Origin of the sequence: Streptomyces sioyaensis (assembly GCF_004122735.1) — a bacterium.
Taxonomy (GTDB): domain Bacteria; phylum Actinomycetota; class Actinomycetes; order Streptomycetales; family Streptomycetaceae; genus Streptomyces; species Streptomyces sioyaensis.
Genome location: NZ_SDIF01000062.1, coordinates 16,302 through 39,520, shown reverse-complemented (window position 1 = coordinate 39,520; position 23,219 = coordinate 16,302). Strand labels below are relative to the sequence as shown.

Below are 23,219 nucleotides of genomic sequence, written 5' to 3'. Positions count from 1 at the left end.
CGCCCTGCCCTCGGAACCCCGGCTCACCCAGCAGCCCCGCCCATTTCCGCTGCCCCCGCTCGAACCCTCGACGGTCCACGACGGTGAGGCGAATCCACTTGACAAGCACCGCGCCATCGTACGGCCCGCGACCGAACCGGAATCACTGCGTGTCACAATCCGACCACCCCGAACTTCCATACGGACGCGGACCGATGGGGGGCTCGGGCCCGGTTGTCGCTCCGCCGCCTCGACCACGTCCAGGCACCGTTCCTGCCGGTGCAACGAAGCCACCACCGATCCGTTCCTGGCCGAAACTCTGCGTATCCACTCCGGCGGAATGCCGCCGGCGTCCGCCCGGCTGATCGCCCATACTGCGCGACAGACCCGGGCAACGCGGCTCCGCTCCGTCCTCGTCCTCACCCGCGGCCTCACCACTACGCACCCGGTCATCTGCCGCTCCCCCACCACGGCGCCCGATGTCCCGCACAGACATCTCAATCGCCCCTGTGACGAGCGGACCACCGCCCCGGCCCATGCGTTCAGGCCAGACCTCGAAGGACGCTTTCCAGCCACCCACACCGGCTTCATATCGCCTGCTGCCAGGGACAGTTGCTTCCGCCCACGGGCCACCGGGCGTGGCACGATGGTCCACCAACGGGAAGTCCCGGGGAGTAGTCCGCGTGATCATCGCGCGGGTCGGGCCGCGTCCCCGGGAGATGAAGGAGGGGAAGCCCGGTGAGCACGCTCAACAAGGGGATCGAAAAGGTCGAGGTCACACTCAAGTGGGACCCCAGTCCCATCGGAACACCGGACAACGACCTCGACATCGTCGCGGCGACGTACCCGGCCGACGCGCCGCACGGCGACCCGGCCTATCTGGTGGCCTTCGACAGCCGGTCGCCCGACGGGACCATCACCCTCAACCGGGACAGCAGGACCGGCCAGGGGTTCGGCGCCGACGAGATCATGACGCTGGAACTGGACCGACTGTCCGAGACCTATGCCCGGGTCCTCGTGGGGGTGGCCATCCAGCAGGGCGAGGGCCGCAAGGTCTTCGGAGACGTGGCGAACACCGCCGTACGGATCCGCGAGGGGTACACCGATCTGGCGGAGGACGACTTCGCCTCGGTAGCGGAGGCAACCGCGGCGACGGTCGCCGAATTCACCCGGGACGAGACGGGCAAATGGCGTTTCCGTCCCGGCCTCCGGGGCTTCGACGCCGACCCGGATGCGTTCGTCTCGCTGATGGGGCGCTGACGGGACGGGGTTGTTGCTCCCTGGCGCACCGGCGGCGTTTGACGGCCACGCCCACGGCGGCGCTCCGCCGGCCCGTTCGCTGGATGTGCGGCACCCGCGCTGACCATTGCCCGGCACGCACGACGGAGGGGACCGGCACCCGGCCGGTCCCCTCCACGCTTGCCCGGGCCGTCTCAGCCCGGGCCGCGGGCCGCGCGGGAGGAACCCTCCCGCGCGGCCTCGCTCCTGCTCAGCTGCAGCCGCTGGTCGACCCGCAGCCCTCGCACAGGTAGCAGCTGCCGGCCCGCTGCATCTTCGTCCCGCAGGAGAAGCACAGCGGCGCGTCGGCGTTGATGCCCAGCTGCATCTCGACGAGTTCGGCGTTGGTGTGCGCCTGCTGGGGAGCCGGGGCAGCGGCGTCCTCGACGATCTTCACGGCCGGAGCGGGCTCCTGGGCCGACTCGATCTGGCGCGGCGCCGACTGGGCCAGGCCCTCGACGTCGACCTCGTCGTCGGACGGCTCGTACGAACCGGTCTCCAGGTGGCGCTGGCGCTCCTCGACGGAGTGGATGCCGAGCGCCGAGCGGGTCTCGAACGGCAGGAAGTCCAGCGCCAGGCGGCGGAAGATGTAGTCGACGATCGACTGCGCCATCCGCACGTCCGGGTCGTCCGTCATGCCGGCCGGCTCGAAGCGCATGTTGGTGAACTTCGAGACGTAGGTCTCCAGCGGCACGCCGTACTGGAGGCCCACCGACACCGCGATGGAGAAGGCGTCCATCATGCCCGCGAGGGTCGAGCCCTGCTTGGACATCTTCAGGAAGACCTCACCGAGACCGTCGTCCGGGTAGGAGTTGGCGGTCATGTAGCCCTCGGCGCCGCCGACCGTGAAGGAGGTGGTGATGCCGGGACGGCCCTTGGGGAGGCGCCTGCGCACCGGGCGGTATTCGACGACCTTCTTCTCGGCGACCGGCTCGGCCTTCTTCTCCTCCTCCTTCTTCTTGGCGGAGAGCGGCTGGCCGACCTTGCAGTTGTCGCGGTAGATCGCCAGCGCCTTCAGGCCGAGCTGCCAGCCCTGGAAGTAGACGTCCTCGATCTCCTCGACGGTGGCCGACTCGGGGACGTTGACCGTCTTGGAAATCGCACCGGAGAGGAACGGCTGGGCCGCGGCCATCATGCGGACATGGCCCATCGGGGAGATGGAGCGCTCGCCCATGGCGCAGTCGAAGACCTCGTAGTGCTGCGGCTTGAGGCCGGGGGCGTCGATGACATTGCCGTGATCGGCGATGTGGGCGACGATCGCCTCGACCTGCTCGGGCTGGTAGCCGAGCCGCTTGAGCGCCTTGGGGACCGTGTTGTTCACGATCTGCATGGAGCCGCCGCCGACCAGCTTCTTGAACTTGACCAGGGCCAGGTCCGGCTCGACGCCCGTGGTGTCGCAGTCCATCATCAGGCCGATGGTGCCGGTCGGAGCCAGCACGGAGGCCTGCGCGTTGCGGAAGCCGTTCTTCTCGCCCAGGCGCAGCACGTCCTGCCAGGCCTCGGTGGCCGCCGCCCAGACCGGGGTGTCCAGGTCGTCCATGCGCGTGGCGACACCGTTGGCGTCGGAGTGCTGCTTCATGACGCGCTTGTGGGCGTCGGCGTTGCGGGCGTAGCCGTCGTACGGGCCGACGACCGCGGCGAGCTCGGCGGAGCGCTTGTAGGAGGTGCCGGTCATCAGAGAGGTGATGGCACCGGCGAGCGCACGGCCGCCGTCGGAGTCGTAGGCGTGGCCGGTGGCCATCAGCAGGGCGCCGAGGTTGGCGTAACCGATGCCCAGCTGGCGGTAGGCGCGGGTGGTCTCGCCGATCTTCTGGGTGGGGAAGTCGGCGAAGCAGATGGAGATGTCCATCGCGGTGATGACGAGCTCGACGACCTTGGCGAAGCGCTCGGCGTCGAAGGACTGGTTGCCCAGGTCGTCGTCGCGCAGGAACTTCAGGAGGTTGAGCGAGGCGAGGTTGCACGAGGAGTTGTCCAGGTGCATGTACTCGCTGCACGGGTTGGACGCGGTGATGCGGCCCGTCTCCGGCGAGGTGTGCCAGTGGTTGATGGTGTCGTCGTACTGGATGCCGGGGTCGGCGCACGCCCAGGCGGCCTCCGCCATCTTGCGGAAGAGGCCCTTGGCGTCGACCTCCTCGATGACCTCGCCGGTCATCCGGCCGCGCAGCCCGAACTTCGAGCCGGTCTCGACGGCCTTCATGAACTCGTCGTTGACCCGGACCGAGTTGTTGGCGTTCTGGTACTGGACGGACGTGATGTCGTCGCCGCCCAGGTCCATGTCGAAGCCCGCGTCGCGCAGCGCGCGGATCTTCTCCTCCTCCTTCACCTTGGTCTCGATGAAGGCCTCGACGTCGGGGTGGTCCACGTCCAGGACGACCATCTTGGCCGCGCGCCGGGTGGCACCACCGGACTTGATCGTTCCGGCGGACGCGTCGGCGCCGCGCATGAAGGAGACCGGACCGGAGGCGTTGCCGCCGGAGGAGAGCAGCTCCTTGGAGGAGCGGATGCGGGAGAGGTTCAGGCCGGCGCCGGAGCCGCCCTTGAAGATCATCCCCTCTTCCTTGTACCAGTCGAGGATCGACTCCATGGAGTCGTCCACGGCGAGGATGAAGCAGGCGCTGACCTGCTGCGGCTGCTGGGTGCCGACGTTGAACCACACCGGGGAGTTGAAGCTGAAGACCTGGTGGAGCAGGGCGTAGGCGAGCTCGTGCTCGAAGATCTCGGCGTCCGCCGGGGAGGCGAAGTAACCGTTCTCCTCGCCGCTCTTGCGGTACGTCTTGACCACGCGGTCGATCAGCTGCTTGAGGCTGGACTCACGGGTCGGGGACCCCACCGCGCCACGGAAGTACTTGCTCGTGACGATGTTGACCGCGTTCACCGACCAGAATTCGGGGAACTCGACGCCACGCTGCTCGAAGTTGACCGAGCCGTCGCGCCAGTTGGTCATGACGACGTCACGAGACGCCCACTCCACCTCGTCGTACGGATGCACGCCGGGGGTGGTGTGGATGCGCTCGATACGCAGCCCCTTGCTCGCCTTGCTGCCCTTGGCGCGGGAGCCTCGTGCCGGGCCGCTCGTCGTCTCTGTCATTCCGCCTCCCTGTATACGGGCAAACGCCCATATGTGCGCACTCATTCCGTGGCACGGTGTTTGTCTTTCTGCCACCGGGACGCCCTGCTCTCGCCCCGGTTCAGGTCCTGGATGTGCGCCGAGCTCAGTCGGCGGCGGTGGCGGGCACGGGAACGGCCGGGCCTTCGCCCTCGGTCCCGTGGTCCTGCCCGGGCGGCCCCTGCTCGCGCTGCTCCCGCAGCTCGGCGATGGCCGCCTCGAAGTCTTCGAGTGAATCGAATGCCCGGTAAACGGACGCGAAGCGCAGGTACGCGACGAGGTCGAGTTCCTGCAACGGGCCCAGTATGGCGAGCCCGACGTCATGAGTGGTCAGCTCGGCGCTGCCGGTGGCGCGCACCGCCTCCTCGACCCGCTGGCCGAGCTTGGCGAGGGCGTCCTCGGTGACCGGGCGCCCCTGGCACGCCTTGCGCACCCCCGCGATGACCTTGTCGCGGCTGAAGGGCTCGGTGACCCCACTCCGCTTGATCACCATCAGCGACGCCGTCTCGATCGTCGTGAAACGGCGGGAGCAGTCGGGGCACTGGCGGCGCCGGCGGATCGCCGTCCCGTCATCGGTGGTACGGCTGTCGACGACCCTGCTGTCCGGGTGCCTGCAGAAGGGGCAGTGCACGGTCCACCCTCCTCACCCTTGATATACGGACGTACGTACGCCAACGAACCCGGCGCACGGCACAGACCTCCGGCCGGTCCGTACGGGCCCTTCGGAGCAGTACCCAGCATAAGCGATCCCCGCCCGGTCGAGAGACCAGGCACCACAACTTCTAGGTAGTCGAAGGCATCTAACCACTAGATGTGGTGTCGGGCCGCTTACATGCGCCTACCGCGTGTCGCGGTGACTGCGGGTCGGGCGGCCGCAGACGAGGGTACGGGAAGCGCCCCGGCCGGGAGCGCGGCGGGGCGGGGTGACAGTATCGGCGGGGTCGCGGCGGCGGCCGCCCCGGCCTCCGCGCCCCGACGCGTCCGGGGACGCCCGCCGGCCCGAGTCGCGGGCGGGACGGTGCGACGAGGGCGCGGAATGCCGCTCGGCCATACACCCAGCCCCTCACCCAGGTCAGCCAATCGGCGAATATTTCACTCGAACGTGTGTTTGGCGCAACCTTTCGAAAGCAACTACCGTTGGCTAACCAGGGAGAACATTTCGAGAGGGGCCGACGTGACCACCACCGCAGACAGCGCGACCATCACCGCACAAAGCCACTCCCAGGGCCGGTTCGAGCATCCGCACAAGGCACAGCGGCCGCCGATGGACGACGCCACGTTGGACTCCGAAGAGCAGAAGCCCGCCCGCTCGCTTCCCGGCCGGCCACCCGGGATCCGGGCCGACAGTTCCGGGCTCACCGACCGCCAGCGCCGGGTGATCGAGGTGATCCGGGATTCGGTGCAGCGCCGCGGCTACCCGCCGTCCATGCGCGAGATCGGCCAGGCCGTCGGGCTGTCCAGCACCTCGTCCGTCGCCCATCAGCTCATGGCGCTCGAACGCAAGGGCTTCCTGCGGCGTGACCCGCACCGCCCCCGGGCGTACGAGGTCCGCGGCTCGGACCAGTCGAGCTCGACGGCGACGGAGACCGCCGGTAAGCCCGCCGCTTCCTATGTCCCCCTGGTCGGCCGTATCGCCGCCGGCGGCCCGATCCTCGCCGAGGAGTCGGTCGAGGACGTCTTCCCGCTCCCCCGTCAGCTCGTCGGTGACGGCGAACTGTTCGTGCTGAAGGTCGTCGGCGACTCCATGATCGAGGCCGCGATCTGCGACGGCGACTGGGTCACGGTCCGCCGCCAGCCGGTCGCCGAGAACGGCGACATCGTCGCCGCCATGCTGGAAGGCGAGGCCACGGTCAAGCGCTTCAAGCGCGAGGACGGCCACGTCTGGCTGCTGCCGCACAACTCCGCGTACCAGCCGATCCCCGGCGACGAGGCGACCATCCTCGGCAAGGTGGTGGCGGTGCTCCGCCGCGTCTGAGCCACCCCTCACGACCGAGCCCCGGAACCACTGCGCCGGTTCCGGGGCTCTGTTTGTTGCGTGTGAGCCGGCGCCGCTTCCTCTCCACGTCTTTCGCGGAGGGGGTGGCGGTCCGGTGGGGTGCGCAAGAGAGGGTTGCGGCGCCGCCGGATGGTGCGCCGCCTATGCGTCGGCCTGTGAGGCCTTTGCTGCTGCATCGATGGCGGCCAGGGAGCGGCGGACCTGGTTGCGGTCGGTCGTGTACCAGAAATCGGGCATCGACCTGCGGAGGAAGGAGCCGTAGCGGGCCCGCTCCACCCGGGGGTCGAGGACGGCCACCACACCGCGGTCGCCGGTGGCGCGGACCAGACGGCCGGCGCCCTGGGCCATCAGCAGAGCCGCATGGGTCGCCGCGACCGCCATGAAGCCATTGCCGCCGGCCTCCTCCACGGCCTTCTGCCGGGCACTCATCAGCGGATCGTCGGGGCGCGGGAACGGCACCCGGTCCATCACCACCAGCTGGCAGTTCGCGCCCGGTACATCGACGCCCTGCCACAGCGACAGCGTGCCGAACAGGCACGTACGGGCATCCGCGGCGAAGGCCTTGATCAGCTCGCCGAGCGTCTCCTCACCCTGGAGCAGGATCGGCAGATCCAGCCGGCCGCGCAGCTCCTCGGCCGCGGCCTGGGCCGCGCGCATCGACGAGAACAGTCCGAGGGTGCGGCCGCCCGCCGCCTCGATCAGCTCGGCGAGCTCGGCGAGCATGTCGGTGCGGCTGCCCTCACGGCCCGGCTGGGCCAGATGCTTGGCGACATAGAGGATGCCCTGCTTCGCGTAGTCGAAGGGCGAGCCGACGTCGAGCCCCTTCCAGGGCGGGACGTCCTCGCCCGCCGTGCCCTCGGGGGCCAGGCCCATGGAGGCCGCGACCCCGTTGAAGTCGCCGCCCAGTTTGAGGGTGGCGGAGGTGAGGACCACCGAGCGGTCCTCGAAGAGCTTCTCGCGCAGCAGACCGGAGACCGAGAGCGGGGCCACCCTCAGGGAGGCGCCGAAGCGGTCATGGCGTTCGTACCAGACGACGTCGTACTCGGAGCCGTTGGCGATCCGCTCGGCGACGGCATGGACGTTCTCCACCGAGGCGAGCGCCTGCTTGCGGACGGCGTCCTCGTCCTGGACCGACTTGTCGCGGGTCGCGCCGAGCGCCGCGACGACCGTACGGGCCGCATCCCGCAGCGCCATCAGGCAGTAGCCGAGATCCTCGGGGATCTCTTCGAGGCGGCCGGGCAGAGCCAGCTCCATCAGCCGCTCGAAGGACTCCGCGGCGGTCTGGAGCTGGTCGGCGACCTTTTCGTTGACGAGCTTGGCGGCCCGGCGGACGGCGCGGTTGACCTGGCCGGGGGTGAGCTCGCCGGTGGCGACGCCCGTGACCCGGGAGACCAGCTCATGGGCCTCGTCGATGATCAGGACCTCGTGCGACGGGAGGACCGGGGCGCCCTCGATCGCATCGATGGCGAGCAGTGCGTGGTTGGTGATGACCACATCGGCGAGCTTGGCGCGCTCCCGTGCGGCCTCGGCGAAGCACTCCGCCCCGTAGGCGCACTTCGAGGCGCCCACGCATTCGCGGGAGGAGACCGAGACCTGGCCCCAGGCGCGGTCGGAGACCCCGGGGGTCAGCGCATCGCGGTCGCCGGTCTCGGTCTCGTCCGCCCAGTCGCGCAGCCGCAGCAGATCCTTGCCGAGCTTGCTGGTCGGCGTCGCCTGCTCGAACACGTCGAAGAGGCCGTCCTCCTCTTCCTGTGGGGCGCCCTCACGGAGGCGGTGCAGACACAGGTAATTGGAGCGGCCCTTGAGCATGGCGAACTCCGGGCGGCGGCGCAGCAGCGGATGGAGGGCGTCGACGGTACGTGGAAGATCGCGCTCCACCAGCTGGCGCTGCAGCGCGAGGGTGGCCGTGGCGACGACGACTCTCTCGCCATGGGCGAGCGCCGGAACCAGATAGCCGAGGGACTTTCCGGTGCCGGTGCCGGCCTGGACGAGCAGATGGGCAGTGTCGTCCACGGCTTCGGCGACGGCCTCGGCCATCGCCACCTGGCCGGGGCGCTCGGTGCCGCCGACGGCGGTGACGGCGGCGTGGAGCAGATCGGGGAGGGAGGGCTTCGTCATAGCGTGGCAAGCCTACGCGGGACCACTGACAGCCACCCGGTTCACGGCAGATGCAGGGGGTTGGGGACGGTGCCGTGCACGGCCGCGTGCGGTCTGTCGCGGCGGTCGCGGTAACCGTCCACATGCAGACGGTTGCGGTTCAGACACAGCCGCTCGATCCGCGGGGTGAGCAGGTCGAAGGTCTCGTGCCGCTCCTTGAGGTGGGGGAAGCGCTCGTGGTGGCGCAGGATCTCCGCCCGGACGAGTGACCAGAACTCGGCCTCGGGAACGTCCAGTTGGTCCGCGCACAGCGGCGCGAGGTAGCGGAAGACCCCGACGAACAGGCCGGAGTGGATGAACTGGGTGAGGAAGGAGGGCGGTTCGGTCAGCAGGACCGTGCGGACGTCGTCCGGCATGGCGTCGTGCTCCGGGAGCCGCCAGGAGCTGGTGTTGACGTCGTCGACGAAGTCCTTGACCGCGAGGCGGGTGGGGACGTCGTGGGCGTCGAAGACGACGATGGCGTTCTCGCCGTGCGGGGAGAAGACCGTGCCGTACTGGTAGAGGAAGTGCAGCAGGGGCGGCAGCAGTGCGGTGAACAGCCGGCTCAGCCAGTCGCGCGGGGCGAGCCCCGAGCGGCGCACCAGCTCCGCGGTCAGCGCGCGGCCCTCGGGGTCGGTCTGCAGCAGCGCCGCCAGGGTGCGGGCGCGTTCGCCGGGGTCGAGCCGGCCGCTGACCGGCTCGCGCCAGATGCAGCCCAGCAGCTCCTTGAACTGGTACGGAACACCGGGCAGCCGGTCGTAAAGAGGGTGCTCGACGGTGACGGAGGCGGTCTCGCCGAGCAGGATCACCCGGGTCTCGTCGCGCAGATAGGGGTCGGCGTCGCGCAGGCCGTGGACCCAGCGGGTGACGGCGGGGGCGGCGAGGGTGCGCTCGGTGGGCAGGCCGCGCCACACCAGGGTGTTGAGGATCGACAGCGGAAGCTTGACCGTACGGGCCTCGGGACGGCTGACGTTGAGGAAGGTGCGGATGGACTGCTGCGGCAGGCGGAGGTCGTTGTCAGTGGGCAGCGCGATGATGGATCCGTCGGCGAGCTGCGGGGCGAAGAGCGGGGCGATGGTCTCGTCCCACTGCCAGGGGTGCACGGGGAGGTAGAGGTAGTCGGCGGGGTCGTGGCCCCGGTCGGTGATGGTGCGGGCGAAGGCATGACGGGTGGCGGGGTCCAGCTCCTCGCCGTAGAGACGGTCGGGGGTGGCCAGCGTGGGGATACCGCGGTAGTGGGCGATGCGGTGGTGCGCGGCGAGCCAGGGCAGACGCCGTGCGGTGCGGGCCTCGGGGGCCCAGGTGGCCGCGTCCTGGGCGGAGAAGCCGAGCCGGCCCTTGTTCGCGACGAGCCAGGGGTGGCCGGTCTGGTGGCCTTCGAGGCCGGCGTAGTCCAGGTCGGCGAGGTCGGCGGCGCTGAGGGCGGTGGCGTCGAGCCGGGTGTCGGCGGTCAGGGTGGCGGTCAGCTCCCGGATGAGATGGCCGGTGGTGTCGCCGGACAGGCCCAGGACGGTGTCATGGGCGTGGGTGAGGAAGTGGAAGGGATCGGTGCCGGGGGTGATCGAAGCGGGGTCGATGCGCCAGTGCCCGTAGGCGCCGCGGCGGGCACGGAAGCGGTAGACCAGGTCGTCGGTGACCGGCAGACGGTATCGCGCGGTGCCGTCGGGGGCGGTGCCGTCGGGCTCGGGGGTGAGGATTTCCTCGTACGCGAACTCCGCCAGGATCTTGGCGAACAGTCGGCGCGCGGCGTGCTGCCAGGCGCGGTGCGAAGGCTGGGGTTCAGGAGACAAGGCGGGACTCCTCGAAACGGGACCGCCCCGGCTCGTGTGGGGGACAACCGGGGCAGCGGAATGGACGGCGAACCGGAACGGGACCGTCGACGGACGGTCCCGGGGTCAGAGCAGCTGGCGGTGGGCACGGTCGCGGACCATCAACGCCGCGCGTTTGACGGGCAGTTCGAGCTCGTCGGCATAGCGGAATCCGGCGCTCAGAAAGGCCGCGACGGAGGCGGTGTTGCGCAGATCGGGCTCGGCGACGACCCGTGTGCACGACGGGCGGTGGTCGAGGACGAGGTCGGCGGTGGCGCGCAGCAGCGTGCCGCCCAGCCCGCGCCCGCGGTACCCGGCGCCGAGGAGCAGATGGATGCCGGTGTCCTGGGGCCGGGCCGGGTAGTGGCGGGCGAGGGGGTCGAGATCGGCGCGGTAGATCTCCCAGTAGCTCATCGGGACTCCGGCCAGCACTCCCAGGCAGGGCACGCTGCGGCCGTCGCCGTCGAGCTGGCTGCGCAGATGGGCGGCGGTGGTCTCCGGCGGGCCGGCCAGCTCCCAGAAGGCCGCGACCGCCGGATCGTTCATCCAGCCGGTGACCCGGTCGAGGTCGCGGGCCGGCCGGACGGGCACGAGCGCGAACGGGCCGGCGGGGGTGTCGGCCGCTGCCCAGCCCGCCAGGTTGTCGAGCAGCGGCCCGGCGGCCGGGCCGCCGTCCGGGGACGCCGGCTGCTCGTGGCCGTCCCCGCACAGCGCCCCGCAGTCGGGCGGGAGCTGCGGTGCGAGGGTGTCGTCGGAGCTGGAGCTGAGGCCGGAATCGGTCGGTGGCACGGCGACGCTCTCCTCTCGTGGCCGCGTGCCGCGTGGCCTGATCGGTCGCGGGGCGCCGGCGCCGGGGTACGGGATGCTGCTGTCGGGGGGTGCGGTGGGCGGCTACGGGGCGAGGGGGTTGGGCAGGGTGACGTAGACGGACTGGGTTTCGACGGGGCCGACGAGTTCGTCCAGGCCGTGCAGCCGGGTCGCCAGGTTGGCCTTGCAGCGCAGCGTGCGGGCGGCCAGCAGCTGCTCGGGGAGGCGCGAACGGTGGGCGCGGGGGGCCGCGGCGGCATCGGCGAGGAAGCGCCGGAAGGCGGCGAGCAGGATCTCCTCGCGGACCAGACGCTGGGCGCCGAAGGCTCCGATCAGTCCGAGGACGTTGTTGATGCCGAGGTAGTAGGCGAACCGTTCGTCGGTGACGTCATCGGAGACGAAGGTGTCGCTGGCGGCACCGATGCCGGGCAGCCGCCGTTCCAGCTCGGCGCGGCGGGAGGCACGGAAGTAGTAGCCCTGGTTGTCGCGGTAGCGGCCACCGACCGGCCAGCCGTCGGGGTCCAGCAGTACCAGGGTGTTCTGCTGGTGGGCTTCCAGGACGATGCCGGCGGTGCCGTCGAGCCACAGCAGGGGCCGTACGACCACTTCGAGGTAGCGCAGGAACCACTCGGTGGCCACCGCGTCGAGGGTGCGGCCGGTGCGGGCGCCGAGCGTGGTGACGAGGTCCTCAAGCCGGGAGCGCACCCCTGGGTGGCCGGGCCAGGGCCGGGGCGAGGTGAGGCCGGCGATGCAGACGGCGTCGTCGGTGGTGCTGAAGGGGTTGTGGCGGATGACGACATCGAGGCCCTGGACGGGGTCGCCGCCGAGGCCGTCGACGGCCAGATAGGCCGGGTCGCGGACGATGTCGAAGCCCGGGTGCACGGACTGCCACTGCTCGGCGAGGCCGGTGCGCAGCAGGCGGTGCACCTCGACACCGCGGGCCAGTTCCTTGCGGAGGTTCTCCCGGCGGGAGTTGGTGATGCGCAGCCCGAGGGAGAGCTTGAGCATGGCGTGGGCGTCCGGACGGTAGACCGTGCGGACGGAGGAGGTGGGGTGCCAGGGGGCGCCGTGGGCGCCGAGGTCGTGGAGCAGACCGGCCGCGCACAGGGCGGCGGTCTCGGGGCGGTCGGCGAGTTCCCTGGCCTGCCAGGGGTGCAGCGGCAACGGCACGGTCTCGTCGGGGAGTTGCAGGCCGTCCCCGGCGAGGCGCAGCACCAGCCGCTCGGCCGGTACGGGCTTGCCGCGTTCGGTCCAGGCGGAGTCGGCGGCCAGGACGGAGCGGTGCACGGCCATCCAGTGGAGCCGGAAGGCGCCCCGCATTTCGGGCGAATACGCACGGAGTTCGGCGTCGGAGAGCCCCTCGCGGCTCTTGGGCGTGGGGTGCAGCGGATGGCCCAGGAGGAGGGACTGTTCGGCTTCGAGGAAGAGGGCGCCGTGCTCGTCGGCGGGCCGGGCACGCCGGTCGGTCAGGAAGGTGGCGACGTTGCGTACGGAGTTGGCGACCCGGCCGATGAGTTCGGCGCCGTCGCCGTCCGGTGCCTGCTGCTGCCCGGCGTCCGGGTCCGGCCGCTCGTCGGCGTCCGCCACGCGGTGCTCCCCGCCGTCGGAGGCCCGGCGGTCACCGTGCACGGCCTCCCGGCGCAGCAGCGCGGCGAGGGTGACGGCGTCCAGCGGGGCGGCCCCGGCCGGGGCGCCTTCGAGGGTGGGGGCGCCCAGGCGGTGCCAGCCGGTGAGTGACCAGTAGCGCACGGGGATGTGCAGGGCGCCGGCGACGGCCCGCAGCGGAAGGCGCAGCCGGCCGTCGGCCGGACGGTCGGCGCCGCTCTCGCGCAGCCAGCAGCGCAGCAGATGCTCGATGCCCGCGGCGTCGGCGGCGACCGCCGGATCCGGGTGGTCGAGCGGGTCGTGCTCACCGCAGCGGGCACGGTCGTACGGTCCCGGGCCGTCGTGGGCGGCGGCCCGGCCGGCGTCCTCGTGGGTCTGCTGGTGGCAGGCGTGGTCCGCGGCGCGGCGCTGCTGGCGCGGCACCGACTCGATGGTGCCCGCACCCTGGTGGGCGGGGACGCGCTCGGCAGGCTGACCGCCGTCGGGGCCGGGTCGTTCGTTCATGGGGAGATGCCTCGCATTGTCGTGGGGGACGAGCCCGTCGGCCCGGGGAGGATGCGGACCGCCGCCGTGATGGCGTCGGCGAGGCGGTCGAGGATCGCGTCCGCCTGTTCGTCGGTGATGGTCAGGGGTGGCAGCAGCCGGACGACGGCGGAGTGCCGGCCGCCCAGCTCGACGATCAGGCCGCGGTCCAGGCAGGCGTGCTGGACGGCCGCGGCGAGCCGCGGATCGGCGGGGCGGGCGCCGTGGGCATCGGCATCGGCGTCGCGGTCGACGATTTCGACCCCGAGCATGAGTCCGCGGCCGCGGACGTCGCCGATGCAGTCGTGGGCGCCGGCGAGGGAGGTGAGCCGGGCGAGCATCCGGGCGCCGAGCTCCCCGGCACGCCGGTCGAGGCCGTTGTCGCGGACGTAGGCGAGGGTGGCCCGGCCGGCGGCCATGGCGAGCTGGTTGCCGCGGAAGGTGCCCGCATGTGCGCCGGGCTGCCAGCCGTCGAGTTCCTCGCGGTAGACGATCACGGCCAGCGGCAGACTGCCGCCGATGGCCTTCGACAGCACCAGCACATCGGGCACGATGCCGCTGTGTTCGATGGCCCAGAAGGCGCCGGTGCGGCCGACGCCGGTCTGTACCTCGTCCACGATCAGCGGGATCTGCCGGGCGGCGGTGAGTTCCCGCATGCGCCGCAGCCAGCTGTCCGGCGCGGGGATCACGCCGCCCTCGCCCTGGACGGGTTCCAGGATCATCCCGGCCGGCCCCGCCACCCCGCTCTTGTGGTCGTCGAGCAGGCTCTGGGTCCAGCGCGCGGCGAGTTCGGCGCCCCGCTCACCGCCGGTGCCGAACGGACAGCGGTAGTCGTACGGATAGGGCAACCGGACCACGCTGGTGTGCTGCGCTCCCCCGGAGGCGGCCAGCGCCTGTGCGGTCATGCCGTGATACGCGCCGGAGAAGGCCATCAGCCCCTCCCGGCCGGTCGCGGTGCGGACGAGGGTGAAGGCGGCCTCGACGGCGTCCGTGCCGGCCGGGCCGCAGAACTGGATGCGCCCCTTTTCGGCCAACTCCCTGGGGAGCGTGGCGAAGAGCTCGGTGGTGAAGGCGTCCTTGACGGGCGTGGCCAGGTCGAGGATGTGCAGGGGTGCCCCGGAGTCGAGGACCGCACGGATCGCTTCGAGCACCACGGGGTGGTTGTGGCCGAGCGCCAGGGTGCCGGCGCCGGAGAGACAGTCGAGATAGCGCCTGCCGTCGGCGCCCTCGATGGTCAGCCCGCGGGCGCGCACCGGAACGATGGGCAGCGAGCGGGCGTACGTACGGGCAGCGGACTCACGCAGGGACTGTCGGCGCAGGATCCCCTGGTGGGCCGGCGGCGCGGCCGCCGGAACGGATTCGGTCAACGCCACGGCAGTTGTGTCCTCCTGCTGGTGAGCGGCTGAAAGCCGCGCGGGCCCTGCGGGCAGCCCGGCCGTCCCCCGTACGTACCAACGACGGCGGGGACCCGGGATCACGGCTGAGGACAAGATCCTTGAGGGGCGTGAAACCGGGGACCCGAGTTCCGCCGTCCCCATCGTCACCGGCATAGTGGGGTGTTGCGCCGGATCTTGGGGTTCATGACAAAGAACAAACCGGCGCAGCACCGCAGAAGTCACACCGGCTCAGGCCGAATTCACCAGGGGGAACTCACCCATGCGATCCATACGTCGGCCGGTCCTGGCCGCCGCCGCCCTCACCGCCGTCGTGGCGCTGACCGCCACCGGCTGTGGACCGGGGGGCGACAACGCGGACGCCAAGCCCAGCCAGGCCGCGGCCCAGGACACCACGGGCGGGGGTGATTTCAAGATTCCTCAGGACATCCAGGACAAGCTCAAGGAACACGGCATCAACCTGGACAAGTGGAAGAACGGCGAGTGGAAGAACTGGGACCGGGACAAGTGGCTCCGGGAGGCCGGGGAGTTCATCAACCCGATCATCAAGGACTTCTGGGACAAGGACAAGATCGACAAGGTCAAGCCGCCCCAGGACCCCAGCAAGCCCGAGGACATCTCCGAGGACCAGGGCAAGACCGACCCTGAGCCCGCCGCCGTCCCGGCCCGTCCCGTCAGGACCCCGTACACCTCCACCGCTCCCGGCGTGGGCCTGCTGCTGTTCAGCACCCCTGAGGGCGGCTCGCGTTGCTCCGCCACCGTCGTCAAGGACCCGGCGCACCCCGGTAAGTCCAACCTGGTGTGGACCGCGGCGCACTGTGTGCACGCCGGCAAGAACGGCGGCTGGTACCGCAACATGATGTTCGTGCCGAACTTCAACAAGAACGGCGGCTCCGCCGACAAGTTGAAGACCACCCCCTTCGAGGACCGCGTCCCGTCGGGCAAGTGGTGGGCGGACGACATGGCGACGTCCAGCGAGTGGATCAAGGCCGGCGGCGCCGTTCCCGGCGTGCCGATGGCCCCGTACGACTTCGCGCTGATGCATGTGAAGCCGGAGGAGAACACCGGCGGCAAGTCGCTGGAAGAGGTGGCCGGCGGCGCCTACCAGGTCGACTTCAACGCGCCGGCGATGGCCAAGATCCCGAGCATGACGGCGCAGGGTTACCCGGCCGAGCCGCCGTTCGACGGTGCGGCGCAGCAGCAGTGCACCGACAAGCCGACCCGGCTGTCGATGGACGCCAAGAAGCCGACCATGTACCGGATCGGCTGCACCATGACCGGCGGTTCCTCCGGTGGCCCCTGGTTCATCAAGGGCGCCGACGGCAAGCCGGTGCTGGTCTCCAACATGTCGATGGGGCCGCGTCCGGCCCGCTGGTCGGCCGCCCCGCACCTGGGCCCCGAGGCCAAGGCCATCTTCGACAAGATGAGCCAGAAGTGGGCGACCAAGCAGTAGCCCGGTGAGGAGGGCGCCGTCCGCGGCGCCCTCCCCTCCACAGACAGGCCGAAGGCCCGCCCCCGGGAGACCGGGGGCGGGCCTTCGGCCTGTCTGTGCAGCGGTTACGCCGCCGCCACGAACGGCTCGAACGCGGCGGCCAGTTCCTCGTGCACCCGCGCCTTGAGGACCGTGCCGTCGGCGGTGTGCTCCTCGGAGATGACCTCGCCCTCGGCATGCGCCCGCGAGACCAGGGCGCCCTTCGTGTAGGGCACCAGCACCTCGATCTCGATCTGCGGCCGGGGGAGTTCCTCGTCGAGCAGCTCCAGCAGCTCCGCCATGCCCTGGCCCGTACGGGCCGAGACCGCCAGCGCGTGCTTCTCCTGGCGCAGCAGACGCTGCAGCACCAGCGGATCGGCCGCGTCGGCCTTGTTGACGACCACGATCTCGGGCACGTCCGTCGCGCCCACCTCGCGGATCACCTCGCGTACGGCGGCCAGCTGCTCCTCGGGCACCGGATGCGAACCGTCGACCACATGCAGGATGAGATCGGACTCGCCGACCTCCTCCATCGTGGAGCGGAACGCCTCGACGAGGTGGTGCGGCAGATGCCGGACGAAGCCGACGGTGTCGGCGAGGGTGTAGAGCCGTCCGCTGGGCGTCTCGGCCCGGCGGACGGTCGGGTCCAGGGTGGCGAACAGGGCGTTCTCCACCAGGACGCCGGCGCCGGTGAGGCGGTTGAGCAGCGAGGACTTGCCGGCGTTGGTGTAGCCGGCGATGGCGACCGAGGGGACCTTGTGGCGCCGGCGCTCCTGGCGCTTGATGTCCCGGCCGGTCTTCATCTCCGCGATCTCCCGGCGCATCTTCGCCATCTTCTCGCGGATCCGCCGACGGTCCGTCTCGATCTTGGTCTCACCGGGGCCACGGGTGGCCATGCCGCCGCCGGCCGAACCGGAGCCACCACCACCCATCTGCCGGGACAGCGACTGACCCCAGCCACGGAGCCTGGGGAGCATGTACTGCATCTGCGCCAGCGAGACCTGCGCCTTGCCCTCCCGGGACTTGGCGTGCTGGGCGAAGATGTCGAGGATCAGGGCGGTCCGGTCGACCACCTTGACCTTGACGACGTCCTCGAGGTGGATCAGCTGGCCCGGGGAGAGCTCACCGTCACAGACCACGGTGTCGGCCCCGGATTCGAGCACGATGTCGCGCAGCTCCAAGGCCTTGCCCGAGCCGATGTAGGTGGCCGGGTCGGGCTTGTCGCGGCGCTGGATGACGCCGTCGAGCACCATGGCGCCGGCGGTCTCGGCCAGGGCGGCGAGCTCGGCGAGGGAGTTCTCCGCCTCCTGGACCGTGCCCGTGGTCCAGACGCCGACGAGCACCACCCGCTCCAGACGGAGCTGCCGGTACTCGACCTCGGTGACGTCCTCGAGCTCGGTGGAGAGGCCCGCCACACGGCGCAGCGCGGCGCGTGCCGAACGGTCGTACTGCTCGCCGTCACGCTCCCCGTCGATCTCGTGGCTCCAGGCGACGTCCTCTTCCATCAGGGCGTGGGCCCGAAGGCTCTCGGAGAGGCGCTGCCGGTCCTGCGGAAGGGAAGAAGAGGAGGTCATTTGATCCTTTGCGTCGTCGGTGAGCCCTTGCGGGGACCTGCTGCCCCCACCGGGACTGTCGGTGGTGCCACGACCGTCGCGGGAGATCCGCGGCCGTCGAAGGTGTCAACGTCCGAGCCGTCCCGGAGATTCCCCGGCCCGGCCGGTGCCGACCCCATGATGGTCCCACGACCGGAAAGGGCCGTCACGCGGGTTTCCCCGGAGTTCCGGCCCCTCCCCCGGCGCCGGGCGCCCGGGCAGCCCCCTAGGGCACACGGGCCCCGGCGGGCCCCCTGGTCGCGGGGACCCGAGCAGCCCCCTGGGGCGCGGGGGTCCCGGCGGCACCGTTCGGGCCGGGCGCCTGGGCGGCAGTCTTGGGCGCGGGCGTTCCCGCGGTTCCCTTGGGTGCCGCGCTCCCGCCGGTGCTCTTGGGCGCCGGGGCTTCGGCGGTCCCCTTGGGGACGGGGGTCACCGCGCCCGCGGAGCGCCAGTCCGGGTGCCCCGGCATCGGCGGGGTCCGGTCGCCGTAGAGCCATTCCTGGAAGAAATCGGTGAGCTGCTGTCCGGCGACCTCCGAGGCCAGCTGGACGAAGTCGGCGGTGTCGGCGACACCGTCACGGTGCCGGGCCACCCACTCGCGTTCGAGGCGGTCGAAGGCCGCGGGGCCGATCTTCTGCCGCAGGGCGTACAGGACCAGCGCGCTGCCGTCGTAGACGACCGGGCGGAAGATGCTGATCTTCTGTCCCGGGCTGGGGGCCTTGGGCGCGGCGGGCGGCCCGCCCTCGGCGCGCCAGCCGTTGGACTGCTGGTAGGCGCGGTGCATACGCGTCTCCAGCGAGGCCCGCTTGTCGCCCCGCTCCTGGGCGTAGAGCGCTTCGTACCAGGTGGCATGGGCCTCGTTGAGCCAGACGTCGGACCAGCGGCGCGGGCTGACGCTGTCGCCGAACCACTGGTGGGCCAGCTCGTGCACCATCACCGACTCGACGTACCAGCCGGGCAGCTGGTTCGCGCCGAACAGGGGCTTCTCGAAGAGCGAGAGGGTCTGGGTCTCCAGCTCGAAGCCGGTGGTGGCATTGGCGATCAGCACCCCGTACGCCTCGAAGGGGTAGGGGCCGACCTTGCGCTCCATCCAGGCCACGTGGTCCGCGGTCCTGCCGAGCCAGCGCGCGAGGGCGGGGCGGTCCGCGGTCGGGACGACATCGCGGATCGGCAGGCCGTGGGGTCCGTGGTGCAGCAGCACGCTGGACTTCCCGATGGAGACCTGGGCGAGCTCGGTCGCCATGGGGTGGGCGGTGCGGTAGGTCCAGGTGCGGCGCGCCGCGCGGGTGGCGGTGCCCTGGGGCAGCCCGTTGGCGACGGCGGTCAGCTCCTGGGGCGCGGTGATGCGGAAGGTGAAGAGCGCCTTGTCGGAGGGGTGGTCGTTGCAGGGGAATACGCGGTGCGCGGCATCGGCCTGGTTGGCCATCGCCAGCCCGTCGGCGGTGCGGATCCAGCCGCCGTCGCCCGTGCCGCGCGGGTCGGTGGTGTGCTGGACGGAGATCTTCACCTCCTGTCCCCGGGAGACATGGAAGGCCGGGGTGAGGACGAGGTCCTCGCCGTGCTGCTCGTGCCGCGCAGGCTGGCCGCCGATCGTCACGGAGCGTACGGTGCCGCGGGCGAAGTCGAGGTTGAGGTGGTCGAGCTCGGTGGTGGCCTGGGCGGTGATCTCGGTGGTGACGTTCATCGGCCGGTTGTTGTGGCCGGAGTAGTCCAGGGAGACGTCGTAGGACGTGACGTCGTAGCCGGTGTTGCCGAGGGTGGGGAAGAGGCGGTCACCGAGGCCTTGCGCCTCTCCGGGAGCCGGTGGTGCGGTCAGGCCGAGGCAGGCGGCGGCCAGACCGAGGACGGCGGCCCGGCGGACAGCCCACGGGAGCCGGCCGCGCAGGGTACGGGGCAGAGCGCGGGCGGGGACGGCGCGAGCGGGGTCGCGGGACGGGCGACGCAGGGGAAGGGACATGCACTACGGCTACCAACGCGGCCCCCTCCGGCGCGGGTGAGGCGGCAAACGGCACCCGAACGGGCGGCGGATCGGGCGCCCGTCTTACGCCGCCAGGCGGAGACCGGATTCCGACGGACCGTCATCTTCCGTCCCCTCGGGGCCCTCAGGGGCGCACGACCGCGGCCTGGCGGGCGCGGCCGGCCCGCAACACGTCGAAGACGCCCGGCACTTGGCGCATGGCCCGCATCAGGGACGGCAGTCCGGCGGCGTTCGGCAGATGCAGGGTGTAGGTGTGGCGGACCCGCTGTTCGTGCGGGGGTTCGACGGCGGCCGACACCACGGCGGCCCCCTGGGAGGCGATGGCCTCGGTGAGGTCGGCGAGGAGGTGCGGCCGGCTGAAGGCCTCGGCCAGGAGGGTGACCCGGCAGCCGTGGCCGCCGTGGCCGGCGCCGCGCCAGTGCACCCCGACCGGCTGCCGGCCGGTGGCGGCCATCCGCGCCACGACGGGGCACAGGGCGCGGTGCACGGTGACCGTGCCGCCGCGTACGGCGAATCCGGTGACGGTGTCCGGCGGCACCGGGGTGCAGCAGCCGGCCAGCCGTACCGTCGCACCCGGCAGATCCGCCACCGCGAGCGGCGAGGCGGGGAGCGGGTCCGCTCCGGAGCGGACCTGGCCTGCGGTGCGGCGGTCGGCGGGGGGCACCGTGGCGCTCGTCTCGCCGGGCCCGGCCGGGCGGACGCCGGGGTCCTGCCGCGCAGCCAGCCACCGGGCGATGGCGAGCCGGGCGGCGGGGGTGCGGGCGTGGTCGAGCCACTCCGGCAGCGGCCCGGCCGCGGAGTCCGGGGCCATCAGCAGCTGCAGGCTGTCGCCGTCGTGCAGGACGGTGGAGAGGGTGGCGAGCCGGCCGTTGACCCGGGCGCCGATACAGCAGTGGGCCGCCTCGCCGTGCCGCTCGTATGCGGCATCCACACAACTGGCCCCGGCGGGCAGGCCGATGGTGCCGCCCGTGAGGCCGGACGAGCCGTCCGACGGGGCGTCGGCGCAGAAGACCGTGATCTCCCGGTCCTGGGCGAGATCATCGCGCAGCGAGGTCCAGAAGGTGTCCGGGTCGGGGGTGGTGCGCTGCCACTCCAGCAGGCGGGAGAGCCATCCGGGGCGGGTCGGGTCGGCCCGCTCGCCCTCGGGGGCGTCCGCGCCGTCCGTGGGTGCGTACGGATTGCCCAGCGCGATCACTCCGGCCTCGGCGACCCGGTGCATCTGGTGCGTACGGATCAGGGTCTCGGCGATCTCCCCCGACGGGCCGGTGACCGCGGTGTGCAGCGACTGGTAGAGGTTGAACTTGGGGGCCGCGATGAAGTCCTTGAACTCGGAGACGACCGGGGTGAAGCAGGTGTGCAGCTCGCCGAGGACGGCATAGCAGTCGGCGTCCTCGGCCACCAGCACCAGCAGCCGCCCCAGGTCCGCGCCGGTCAGCTCACGGCGCGCGAGGCGAACGCGGTGCACGGAGACGAAGTGCCGTGGACGGACGTGGACTTCGGCGTCGATGCCGGCCTCGTCCAGGACCGTGCGCATCCGCGCGGCGAGGACGGCGAGCGGATCGGGCCGGGCGGCGTACTCCCCGACCAGGGCCCGGGTGGTGGCGTACTCCTCGGGGTGCAGGATCGCGAAGACCAGGTCCTCCAGCTCGGCCTTCAGCGCCTGGACACCGAGGCGTTCGGCGAGCGGGATCAGCACGTCGCGGGTCACCTTGGCGATCCGGGCCTGCTTCTCGGGGCGCATCACGCCGAGGGTGCGCATGTTGTGCAGCCGGTCGGCGAGTTTGATGGACATCACCCGGACGTCGTTGCCCGTCGCCACCAGCATCTTGCGGAAGGTCTCCGGCTCGGCGGCGGCGCCGTAGTCGACCTTCTCCAGCTTGGTGACACCGTCGACGAGATAACAGACCTCCTCCCCGAACAGTTCCCGTACCTGATCCAGCGTCACTTCCGTGTCCTCGACGGTGTCGTGGAGCAGGGAGGCGGTCAAGGTCGTGGTTTCCGCGCCCAGTTCGGCGAGGATGAGGGTCACCGCGAGCGGGTGGGTGATGTACGGCTCGCCGCTCTTGCGCACCTGCCCGCGGTGCGAGGACTCGGCGAGCAGATAGGCCTGGGTGAGGGTTTCCAGATCGGCGTCCGGGTGGTGGTGGCGGTGCACCTTGGCGACGTGCTTGAGGGCGTGCGGGAGACCGTCGCGCGGGGCCGGGCCGAGCAGCGCGGCGCGGCCGATACGGCGCAGTCCTCGGAGTTCCAGTCGACGGCGGCCGCGCTTGCGGGCCGCCGCTCCATGGTTACCAGGGTCAGTGGCCTCTGCGCTCATGGGCACCTCCGGCAGCGTCGACCGGCGGTGGGATGCGTCGGTTCCGACGTCCGGGCCGGTGCTTGATGCTATCGAGCCCATCACGCAGCGCTGTTCGCCTCTTGCTCAGAGTGATACGGATCACCCGTTCGAGCGAAACTTTTGGCCGGAACCGCTCCTCGCGGGCGAGCGGAACCCGGGACGCCGCGGGGAGCGTCAGGCGAGCGCGCCGGCCAGCCAGGCGGCCTCGAAGGTGCCCTCGGCGACGATCTCGGCGGGCCCGGTCATCTCCACCGTGCCGTCGGGCAGCTCGGTGATCGTCAGGCTGCCGCCGAGCACATCGACCGTGTATGTGACGGGGGCTCCGGTGTCGGCCGGATCCAGTCCGTCCCTGCGGGCGGCCGCGACGGCGACCGCGCAGGCGCCGGTGCCACAGGAGCGGGTCTCCCCCGAGCCTCGCTCGTGAACCCGCATCGCCACATGGTGCGGACCGCGGTCGACGACGAACTCGATGTTGACGCCGTCGGGATAAACCGCCGCTGGGCTGAACGGCGGTACGTCCCGCAGGTCGCCGGCGTGGGCCAGATCCTCGACGAAGGCGACGGCGTGCGGGTTGCCCATGTTCACGTTCCGGGCCGGCCAGCTGCGGCCGTCGAGCGTGACGACGACGCTCTCCGCAGGGAGCTCCGCGCGGCCCATGGAGACCGTCACATCGCCGCTCTTGGCGAGGTGGACACGGCGGATGCCGGCGCGGGTGGCGATGGCGAGGTCGCCGGCCTCGACCAGGCCGGCGTGCAGCAGATAGCGCGCGAAGACGCGGACGCCGTTGCCGCACATCTCGGCGATCGAGCCGTCGCCGTTGCGGTAGTCCATGAACCACTCGGCCTCGCCGGCCTGGGCACGCGCCTCCGGGTGTGCGGCGGACCGGACGACGCGCAGCACACCGTCGCCACCGAGGCCGGCTCGCCGGTCACAGATCCTGGCGACGGCGCTCGCGGACAGGTCGAGCAGGCCGTCCGGGTCGGGGACGATCACGAAGTCGTTCTCGGTGCCGTGGCCCTTGAGAAAGGCGAGGCGCTGCGTACTGGTCACCCTGGCATCGTACGGGGAGGGCGGGGGAAGCGGGGGGAGCGGGGGCGGAGGTGGGACGTGGCCGCGCGGGCCGAACCTGCCCTCTACACCCGCCCACCCCCCGAAGGGGGGTGGGCGGCGGGGAAAAAACCTAGCCGGGGTAAGAACGAGCTGGGCAAA

The 23,219-nt window shown here is 71.5% G+C and carries 14 protein-coding genes and 1 pseudogene; 3 read left to right on the top strand and 12 right to left on the bottom strand.

The features are described 5' to 3' along the window. Window positions 1-109: pseudogene (locus EST54_RS21000) on the bottom strand (DUF4937 domain-containing protein); the annotation flags it as partial. 608 nt (window positions 110-717) lie between these two features. Here EST54_RS21000 and EST54_RS20995 point away from each other — a divergent pair. Next, window positions 718-1,239 (top strand): TerD family protein, encoded by a 522-nt coding sequence (locus EST54_RS20995; RefSeq protein WP_006602680.1) that lies wholly within the window; start codon window positions 718-720, stop codon window positions 1,237-1,239. Between the two features lie 229 nt (window positions 1,240-1,468). Here the strand turns inward: EST54_RS20995 and EST54_RS20990 are convergent, their stop codons facing one another. Both EST54_RS20990 and nrdR read right to left on the bottom strand, forming a co-directional pair. After that, complete coding sequence (locus EST54_RS20990; RefSeq protein ID WP_129249177.1) at window positions 1,469-4,345, bottom strand: vitamin B12-dependent ribonucleotide reductase; 2,877 nt, start codon at window positions 4,343-4,345, stop codon at window positions 1,469-1,471. A gap of 124 nt (window positions 4,346-4,469) precedes the next feature. After that, complete coding sequence (nrdR, locus tag EST54_RS20985; RefSeq protein WP_006602682.1) at window positions 4,470-4,994, bottom strand: transcriptional regulator NrdR; 525 nt, start codon at window positions 4,992-4,994, stop codon at window positions 4,470-4,472. A gap of 543 nt (window positions 4,995-5,537) precedes the next feature. Between nrdR and lexA the strand changes: the two genes are divergently transcribed. Next, the gene (gene lexA / locus EST54_RS20980) at window positions 5,538-6,338 is read left to right on the top strand and encodes a transcriptional repressor LexA (protein ID WP_093485531.1); all 801 of its coding nucleotides are present in this window, start codon (window positions 5,538-5,540) and stop codon (window positions 6,336-6,338) included. Window positions 6,339-6,500: 162 nt separating this feature from the next. Here lexA and EST54_RS20975 read toward each other — a convergent pair whose 3' ends face one another. The 5 genes from EST54_RS20975 to EST54_RS20955 form a co-directional block, all read right to left on the bottom strand. Then, window positions 6,501-8,477: an ATP-dependent DNA helicase gene (locus tag EST54_RS20975; RefSeq protein WP_129249176.1), complete on the bottom strand. Its 1,977-nt coding sequence runs from the start codon at window positions 8,475-8,477 to the stop codon at window positions 6,501-6,503. A 41-nt stretch (window positions 8,478-8,518) separates the two neighbouring features. Continuing rightward, complete coding sequence (locus EST54_RS20970; protein WP_129249175.1) at window positions 8,519-10,285, bottom strand: IucA/IucC family protein; 1,767 nt, start codon at window positions 10,283-10,285, stop codon at window positions 8,519-8,521. Window positions 10,286-10,390: 105 nt separating this feature from the next. Continuing rightward, window positions 10,391-11,092 carry a GNAT family N-acetyltransferase gene (locus EST54_RS20965; RefSeq protein ID WP_129249174.1) on the bottom strand — a complete coding sequence of 234 codons (702 nt, stop codon included), beginning with the start codon at window positions 11,090-11,092 and terminating at the stop codon, window positions 10,391-10,393. 102 nt (window positions 11,093-11,194) lie between these two features. Continuing rightward, a complete protein-coding gene (locus EST54_RS20960) occupies window positions 11,195-13,219 on the bottom strand; it encodes an IucA/IucC family protein (RefSeq protein WP_129249173.1) in 2,025 nt (674 codons plus the stop codon). After that, window positions 13,216-14,610, bottom strand: a complete 1,395-nt coding sequence (locus EST54_RS20955; RefSeq protein WP_129249172.1) for a diaminobutyrate--2-oxoglutarate transaminase family protein — start codon at window positions 14,608-14,610, stop codon at window positions 13,216-13,218. The genes EST54_RS20960 and EST54_RS20955 overlap by 4 nt, the downstream gene beginning before the upstream one ends. Window positions 14,611-14,893: 283 nt before the next feature. Between EST54_RS20955 and EST54_RS20950 the strand changes: the two genes are divergently transcribed. Beyond that, entirely contained in the window at window positions 14,894-16,084 is a 1,191-nt protein-coding gene (locus EST54_RS20950; protein ID WP_129249171.1) for a trypsin-like serine peptidase, read from the top strand. A 104-nt stretch (window positions 16,085-16,188) separates the two neighbouring features. On the opposite strand, the gene hflX is transcribed toward EST54_RS20950, so the two are convergent. The 4 genes from hflX to dapF form a co-directional block, all read right to left on the bottom strand. Continuing rightward, window positions 16,189-17,676 (bottom strand): GTPase HflX, encoded by a 1,488-nt coding sequence (hflX, locus tag EST54_RS20945; RefSeq protein WP_129249170.1) that lies wholly within the window; start codon window positions 17,674-17,676, stop codon window positions 16,189-16,191. A gap of 244 nt (window positions 17,677-17,920) precedes the next feature. Next, entirely contained in the window at window positions 17,921-19,651 is a 1,731-nt protein-coding gene (locus EST54_RS20940; protein ID WP_239012695.1) for a M1 family metallopeptidase, read from the bottom strand. 145 nt (window positions 19,652-19,796) lie between these two features. Next, window positions 19,797-21,989 carry a RelA/SpoT family protein gene (locus EST54_RS20935; protein ID WP_129249169.1) on the bottom strand — a complete coding sequence of 731 codons (2,193 nt, stop codon included), beginning with the start codon at window positions 21,987-21,989 and terminating at the stop codon, window positions 19,797-19,799. Between the two features lie 195 nt (window positions 21,990-22,184). Then, window positions 22,185-23,060: a diaminopimelate epimerase gene (dapF, locus tag EST54_RS20930; RefSeq protein ID WP_129249168.1), complete on the bottom strand. Its 876-nt coding sequence runs from the start codon at window positions 23,058-23,060 to the stop codon at window positions 22,185-22,187. Between the last annotated feature and the right edge of the window lie 159 nt (window positions 23,061-23,219).